Origin of the sequence: Burkholderia sp. HMSC10F09 (assembly GCF_001806955.1) — a bacterium.
In the GTDB taxonomy this organism is placed as follows: Bacteria; Pseudomonadota; Gammaproteobacteria; order Burkholderiales; family Burkholderiaceae; genus Burkholderia; species Burkholderia multivorans.
The window spans coordinates 24464-30463 of record NZ_KV786538.1 but is presented as its reverse complement, the minus strand read 5'-3'; the positions used below and the strand labels follow the sequence as shown (position 1 = coordinate 30463).

8 protein-coding genes are annotated in these 6000 nt (G+C 67.2%); 4 read left to right on the top strand and 4 right to left on the bottom strand.

Annotation, left to right across the window (positions count from 1 at the left end; translation table 11 throughout):
* Window positions 1-54 precede the first annotated feature (54 nt).
* The 3 genes from HMPREF3115_RS03540 to HMPREF3115_RS03530 all read right to left on the bottom strand — a co-directional run bounded on the left by HMPREF3115_RS03540 (window position 55) and on the right by HMPREF3115_RS03530 (window position 2195).
* Window positions 55-246 carry a CsbD family protein gene (locus tag HMPREF3115_RS03540; RefSeq protein ID WP_070553446.1) on the bottom strand — a complete coding sequence of 64 codons (192 nt, stop codon included), beginning with the start codon at window positions 244-246 and terminating at the stop codon, window positions 55-57.
* A 210-nt stretch (window positions 247-456) separates the two neighbouring features.
* Window positions 457-1989, bottom strand: coding sequence for a helix-turn-helix transcriptional regulator (locus HMPREF3115_RS03535; protein WP_070553445.1), 1533 nt, complete (start codon window positions 1987-1989; stop codon window positions 457-459).
* Window positions 1986-2195, bottom strand: coding sequence for a hypothetical protein (locus HMPREF3115_RS03530; protein WP_059940657.1), 210 nt, complete (start codon window positions 2193-2195; stop codon window positions 1986-1988). Before HMPREF3115_RS03530 ends, HMPREF3115_RS03535 begins: the two co-directional genes overlap by 4 nt.
* A gap of 385 nt (window positions 2196-2580) precedes the next feature.
* Between HMPREF3115_RS03530 and HMPREF3115_RS31445 the strand changes: the two genes are divergently transcribed.
* The 3 genes from HMPREF3115_RS31445 to HMPREF3115_RS03520 are packed head-to-tail and all read left to right on the top strand — an operon-like array spanning window position 2581 to window position 3402.
* The gene (locus tag HMPREF3115_RS31445; protein ID WP_175835636.1) at window positions 2581-2742 is read left to right on the top strand and encodes a hypothetical protein; all 162 of its coding nucleotides are present in this window, start codon (window positions 2581-2583) and stop codon (window positions 2740-2742) included.
* Between the two features lie 58 nt (window positions 2743-2800).
* A complete protein-coding gene (locus HMPREF3115_RS03525; protein WP_053297983.1) occupies window positions 2801-3148 on the top strand; it encodes a BON domain-containing protein in 348 nt (115 codons plus the stop codon).
* 56 nt (window positions 3149-3204) lie between these two features.
* Entirely contained in the window at window positions 3205-3402 is a 198-nt protein-coding gene (locus tag HMPREF3115_RS03520) for a CsbD family protein (RefSeq protein WP_006397770.1), read from the top strand.
* 227 nt (window positions 3403-3629) lie between these two features.
* On the opposite strand, the gene HMPREF3115_RS03515 is transcribed toward HMPREF3115_RS03520, so the two are convergent.
* Window positions 3630-4658, bottom strand: a complete 1029-nt coding sequence (locus HMPREF3115_RS03515) for a DUF1338 domain-containing protein (protein WP_070553444.1) — start codon at window positions 4656-4658, stop codon at window positions 3630-3632.
* A gap of 220 nt (window positions 4659-4878) precedes the next feature.
* On the opposite strand from HMPREF3115_RS03515, the gene HMPREF3115_RS03510 reads away from it, so the two are divergent.
* Window positions 4879-5832, top strand: a complete 954-nt coding sequence (locus HMPREF3115_RS03510) for a LysR family transcriptional regulator (RefSeq protein WP_070553443.1) — start codon at window positions 4879-4881, stop codon at window positions 5830-5832.
* Window positions 5833-6000: the final 168 nt, after the last annotated feature.

Sequence of the window (6000 nt, the reverse complement as noted above, 5' to 3'; positions counted from 1 at the left end):
CGTCGCCGCGCACGAGCGTGAGCCGCGCGCGGCGCCGCGGGTCACGCCTGCGCGTCAGTCGCGTTCGCGATTCGCGCGCGAGCGCAGCGCATCGGCCGCTTCGCCGGCCTGCTCCTGCATGCGGCCGGCCTTCTGCTCGGCCACGCCTTCCGCTTCGGTCTCGCGGTCGCCGGTCACCTTGCCGAGCGCTTCCTTGACCGAACCGCGAATCTGCTTGCGCCTGCCTTCGATGCGATTTCTATCCATCGTCGTCTCCCGTGATGTTCGACCTAGAGCCGACGGGCGCGGCACGCCGGCGCCGCGCCGTCGAACGGACAGGATCGCAAACGCCCGCCGCCTGCGTCAGATGCGGATGCACCAGCGCGTCTGGTGCATCCGCACCCGACCGTGGCGCCGCGCACCGTGCGCACGGCACCGCGGACCGCGCGCCGGCATCGCGCGGCGCGGCGCGGTCGCTCAGTCGTCGTCGCGCTTCGCGCCCTTGTCGCCGCGCGCGCCGTTCATGTCGACGGAACCGACGATCCCGCGTTCGCGCGCCCAGACGATCGCTTCGCCGCGGCTATGCACGTCGAGCTTCGCGTAGATCGTCGCGACGTGATTGCGCACCGTGTTCGGCGCGAGCCCGAGACGGCCCGCGATCTCCTTGTCCGCGAGGCCGTGGCACAACAGATCGAACACGTCGCGCTCGCGCGCGGTCAGATCCGACAATTGCGCGCCGGCGTCCGGCGCATTCGCGCGGCGCACGTTCGCGAGCTTCTCGATCAGCGTGCGGCTGAACCACGACGCGTCCTGCATCGCGGTCTCGATCGCATAGACGAGCTCCATTTCCGTACGCTTGCGATCGCTGATGTCGAGCAGCGCGATCAGCAGGCAGTCCTGTCCGTGGATCGCGACCGAATCGGCAGAGACCACGCAATCGCGCACGTCGCCGTCGCGCGTGCGGATCTGCACGTCCGCGTTGCGCACGATGCCGTCCTTCGCGAGCTGCGCGTCGATGCGCTGCCGCGCGCCGCGCTCGGCCCACAGACCGATCTCGTCCGCGGACTTGCCGAGCAGTTCCTCCTGCGGATGGCCCGTCATCGCAACGAACGCATCGTTCACGTCGAGCAGTTCGAAGCGGTCCGCCGTGACGATCGCAGTCGCGACCGGCGCCATCCGGAACGCGGTCGCGAAGCGCTCCTCGCTCTGCCGCAACGCGCGCTCCGCGAGCTTGCGCGGCTCCAGATCCATGAACGTAAACAGCATGCACGCTTCGCCGTTCATGTCGATCGGCTGGCCGGCCACGACGACCGCGTTCGGTGTGCCGTCCGCGCGCTTGAGCACGGCCTCCATCTGCGGAATCGTCGCGCCTTCGGTCAAGCGCTCGATCGCGAGTTCGCGCCGCTCGGCCTGCTCGAGCACGTCGACTTCGTAGACGGAGCGCCCGAGCACGTCGTCGCGCGTATGGCCCGTCATGTCGAGAAAGCCCTGATTCACCTTCACGTAACGCAGATCCTCGAGCCGGCAGATCACGGCCGGCGCCGGGTTCGCGTTGAACGTGCGCTCGAAGCGCTCCTCCGCGCTCGCCCACTCGGTCGCGTCGTGCAGCACGAGCGCGAGACAGTCGGGCTCGCCCGCCGCATTCGTCAGCACGAGGCTGCGGATCCGGTGTACCCAGGTAACGTTGTCGTCGGCGGCCGATTCGACCTCGACCGTCACGTCGCTGAATTCTTCGCCGGCGATCACGCGGTCCATCGGATAGTGGCCGTCGCGCACCGGATGATTGTTCCGGTAGCGCAGCCGGAAACGCTCGCGATACTCGGTGACGTTGTCGCCGAGTGCCTTCAGCTCGGTCACGCCGTGCATCGCGAGGGCGGCCTCGTTCGCCCAGACGATGCGTTGATCGGGTTCGATCAGAATCACGCCCTCGGTAAGGCCCGCGATGATCTGATGCAGCTGGCGTCTGTCGGTATGCGACTTCAGCGCCTGTTCGTTTACTTGCTCGTTCATCGAATGGTTATCCCGTCGTCAGCCTGGCCATCGGCCGGCGCCTGTTGCCGCACGCGCAGGCCGGCGCATGCGGCGGCGTTCGCGTGCAGCGCCGCCTGCGCGATACACGCGTGTCTGTTCACGCCGATGACGGCCTGCGCGGCGACTGCGCAGCCGCCGGCCGCAGCGGCGATGCGCCGCGCCTCTTTCCGCTCGCTCGTCGCCACGCATGAAATTTGCGAACAGGAGGAACGCGTCTTGCGACTGCATTGCCGCGTCGTTTGTCGCGGCCGTCGCTATACGGGCCGTGCGCGTCGTCTGCGCCGACATCGGTTGGGCAGACGCGCGCTCGCGAGCCCGTCATCGGCATGAACAGGCGTAGCCGCAATAGTAACCGCGCGCGGCGCACGGACCGTGCGGCAGTCCGCCGTTCGGCGCGCCGACGCACCGATCGGCCGCGCACGACGCATCGGGGCCAGGCACTTTTCCCGTGCAAACGCACTAGTCGATCAGGTGAATTTGCGCGATGCCGGGCCGTTCGCGCATCGGTACGCTGGAGTTGCATCGGCGCTCACGCGCTGCCACCCGACATTCAAGGAGAGGAGTACGACGATGAAGCTGCATCAGACACCCGATCCGACGCCGCAGGAACCGCCGGATCATCCGCCCGAGCCGGCGCCGGGCACCGACCCGCCGGTCCCGCTGCCGCCCGACATTCCGCGGCCGGACATACCGCCGCGCGAGCCCGGCTACGACACGCCGATCGCGCAATGACGCGTTGCGCGTCACGCTGCCGTCACGTTTTTTTCACGTCAACCAAGGGAGAACATCAATGAACAAGCCCCAACACCTTTCGACGCTGCTCGCCGCCAGCGCGGCCTTTCTGCTCGGCGCTGCGCCGCTGACCAATGCGTACGCACAGGCTTCGGCCACGGGCGACACGAAGGCCGAGTCGAATCAGCCCGTCACCGATACGTGGATCACGACGAAGGTGAAGAGCGAACTCGCGACGACCGATGGCGTGAAGAGCATGGATATCGACGTCAAGACGGTCGACGGCGTCGTCACGCTGACGGGCGTGCTGCCGACCAAGATCGCGGTGAAGAAGGCGATTGCCGTCACGCGTTCGATCAAGGGCGTCAAGCACGTCGATGCATCCGGCCTGAAGGCGAAGGCCTGACCTCCGCGCGGCGAGCGGCCGCGCCTTTTTTCCGCCACGACACCAAGGAGCGCACGATGAACGAAGACAAGATCAAGGGTCAATGGAAGCAGCTCACCGGCAAGCTGAAGGCAAAGTGGGGCAAGCTGACCGATGACGATCTCGCGGTCGCTGAAGGCAATCGCGACTATCTGGTCGGCAAGATCCAGGAGCGTTACGGGATCGCGCGCGACGAAGCCGAACGCCAGCTGACCGATTTCGACCGCGAGCTGTAATCGCGCGTTGAAACAAACCGGCCGCGGCGCCGTGAGCGCCGCGGTCATTCGTCAGGAGGACGAGATGGGCAAATACCTGATCGCGTGGCTGCTCGGCGTGCCGGCCGGACTGCTGGTGCTGTTCTACCTGTTCACGCACCTGTTCTGACGACGCGGCCGCGTATGCGATAGCGTCGTTCCCGCCGCCGACGCGGCCGCTCGCGCGCCACGCGGCGCGCGTTTCGCGTTTACCGCGACGCGTTCGCCGTCATCTTGAAGATGCCCTGCGCGTTACCCGCATCGAAGCGCAGGTCGGTGACCCACCGGCGCTGCGCCTGATCGAACGTACGCCGGCGCGTGATGAATTCGTAGAAGGAACCCGGCACGTTGCGCTTGACGATGCCGCCGTCGCGCGTGCGGAACTCGCGCTCGACGATGTCGGCGCGGTACGCGGTCTGGAACACGCGGCCCGAGCGCGAACGCTCGACTTCCGGCTTCATCGGCCGGCCCTTCGCCTTTTCTTCGTCCGACAGCGCGAATACGTCGGCGACGCGATCGGTCGCATGGTTGAACGCGTTGCCTTCCGTCGCGATCCACGCCATCTCGGCGGATTCGAGCAGCAGCGTCTCGTAGTCGAGCTCGCTCGGCACCTCGTGCTGGCGCGCGAACGCGCCGACGATCGCGGGCAGCAGGTCGTGCGCGGCGTCGAGCGGCAGCCAGCCCTCGCGCTCGACTTCCCACAGCAGCGCGACGGCGGCCGGCGACAGCGGATCGCGCGACGAACCGATCACGTTTGTCACCGCCTGCTGGAACTCCTTCGAGAAACGCTCCGGATGCAGTTCGCTGACGAAGAACTGCGCGATCTCGTCGGGCGCGTCCTCGTGCGCATACGCGCGCCCCGTCATCCCCAGCTTGTCGAGCGGATAGCGGCCGTTCAGCCGGAAGCCGAGCGGACGCAGAATGCGCGTGAACGCCGCTTCGCCCGGCGGCAACGCGCCGTTGTGCGGCCAGCGCACCGTGCGCAGCGCGCCGTGATCGAAATACACGGAGCCGCCCTTTTCGACCGCTTCCGCCGTGTAGGCGCGGCCGTTCGGCGAACGCTCGAGCAGCCCTTCGAACAGCGCCATGTTCATCGCCTGCGCGATTTCGGCGCGCGTGACGACGCCGGTTTCCCATTCGTCGAAGATGGACGGCATGTTGAGGGTCGCGAACAGCGCGTCGGTTTTCGCCTGTCCCAGCAGCTTCGTCAGCAGGCTGTCGATATTCGGATTGCGCATCAGGATCTCTCGTGTCGGATCGGCCGGCGCGGCGCAGCCGGCAAAACGGGGCGGGCCGGCAGCCGCGCGGGCGCCGGGCCTTGCGTGGGATGCATTATTCAAAGGGTTGCAGCGGCGCGTAAAGCGAGATTAAATTGACACGTAATGAGTTTTTGGAATTATTCGCGGGCCGCCGCCCTGCCGCTCGGGGCGCTTCGGTCGATCAGACGAATCCAGCATCATGCGCAAATTCAAGATCCCGAACATGGGCGCGCTCGTGGCCTTCGAAGCGGCCGCGCGTCATGAAAGCTTCACGCACGCAGCCAAGGAACTGTTCCTGACCGAAAGCGCCGTCTCGCGGCAGATCGCGACGCTCGAATCGAGCCTCGGCGTGCGGCTGTTCGCACGCGTGAAGCAGCGCGTCGTACTCACGCGCGCGGGCAAGCTCTACGGCACGCAGGGGCGGCGCGCGCTCGAGGCGCTCGATCGCGACACGCTGTCGATCATCGCGCACGGCAGCGGCGGCGGGTATCTGGAACTCGCCGTGCTGCCGACCTTCGCGTCGCACTGGCTGATTCCGCGCATCAAGAGCTTCTACGATCGCACGCCGGACGTGCGCGTGAACATGGGCAGCCGCACCGATCTGTTCTCGTTCGAGGACACCCATTTCGAAGCGGCGATCCACTACGGAAAGCCGACCTGGCCGGGCACGTCGTCCGACTATCTGTTCGGCGAGGAAGTCGTGCCGATCTGCTCGCCGGCGCTGCTCGACGGGCCCGTGACGCGTGTCGACGACCTGCTTGCGTATCCGCTGCTGCACTCGACGACGCGCCCCGGCGCGTGGGCGCAGTGGTTCGAGGCGCACGGCGTCGAGGACATCCGCACGATGCAGGGCGTGCGCTACGAACTGCATACGATGCTGATCAGCGCGGCGGCGGCGGGCCTCGGCGTCGCGCTCGTGCCGAAGTTCTTCGTCGAAGGGCAGCTGCAGCAGCTCGGGCTCGTCGTGCCGTGCGACGCCGCGACGGTGGGCGACTCGGCGTACTACCTCGTATATCCGACGGAGTTCAGTCACAGCAAGCCGCTGGAGTTGTTTCGCGCATGGCTGCTCGAACAGGCGAGCGCTTATGCGGCGCCGCGGCACGACGCCGTGACGGTGGAGACCGATGCGGAGGATGACGAGGATGTCGAGTAGCAGCGCGATGCGCGGGCATCCGGACCAGCCGGCGCGCCCCTGGTCCGGCGCGCGCCGGGCCGGGTAATCCCGACCCGGCGCTCCGGGCAGCCGACCTCGCTTCGGCAGCGCGGCGGCACTTTCGTCGTTCACTGCGTCTTTTCTCTCAGGTTCCGTGCGTTTTTTACT

Bases quoted from the DNA above. Each gene is read 5' to 3' on its own strand.
- HMPREF3115_RS03540 (WP_070553446.1), bottom strand. From the start codon at position 246: ATGGATAGAAATCGCATCGAAGGCAGGCGCAAGCAGATTCGCGGTTCG.
- HMPREF3115_RS03535 (WP_070553445.1), bottom strand. From the start codon at position 1,989: ATGAACGAGCAAGTAAACGAACAGGCGCTGAAGTCGCATACCGACAGA.
- HMPREF3115_RS31445 (WP_175835636.1), top strand. From the start codon at position 2,581: ATGAAGCTGCATCAGACACCCGATCCGACGCCGCAGGAACCGCCGGAT.
- HMPREF3115_RS03525 (WP_053297983.1), top strand. From the start codon at position 2,801: ATGAACAAGCCCCAACACCTTTCGACGCTGCTCGCCGCCAGCGCGGCC.
- HMPREF3115_RS03520 (WP_006397770.1), top strand. From the start codon at position 3,205: ATGAACGAAGACAAGATCAAGGGTCAATGGAAGCAGCTCACCGGCAAG.
- HMPREF3115_RS03515 (WP_070553444.1), bottom strand. From the start codon at position 4,658: ATGCGCAATCCGAATATCGACAGCCTGCTGACGAAGCTGCTGGGACAG.
- HMPREF3115_RS03510 (WP_070553443.1), top strand. From the start codon at position 4,879: ATGCGCAAATTCAAGATCCCGAACATGGGCGCGCTCGTGGCCTTCGAA.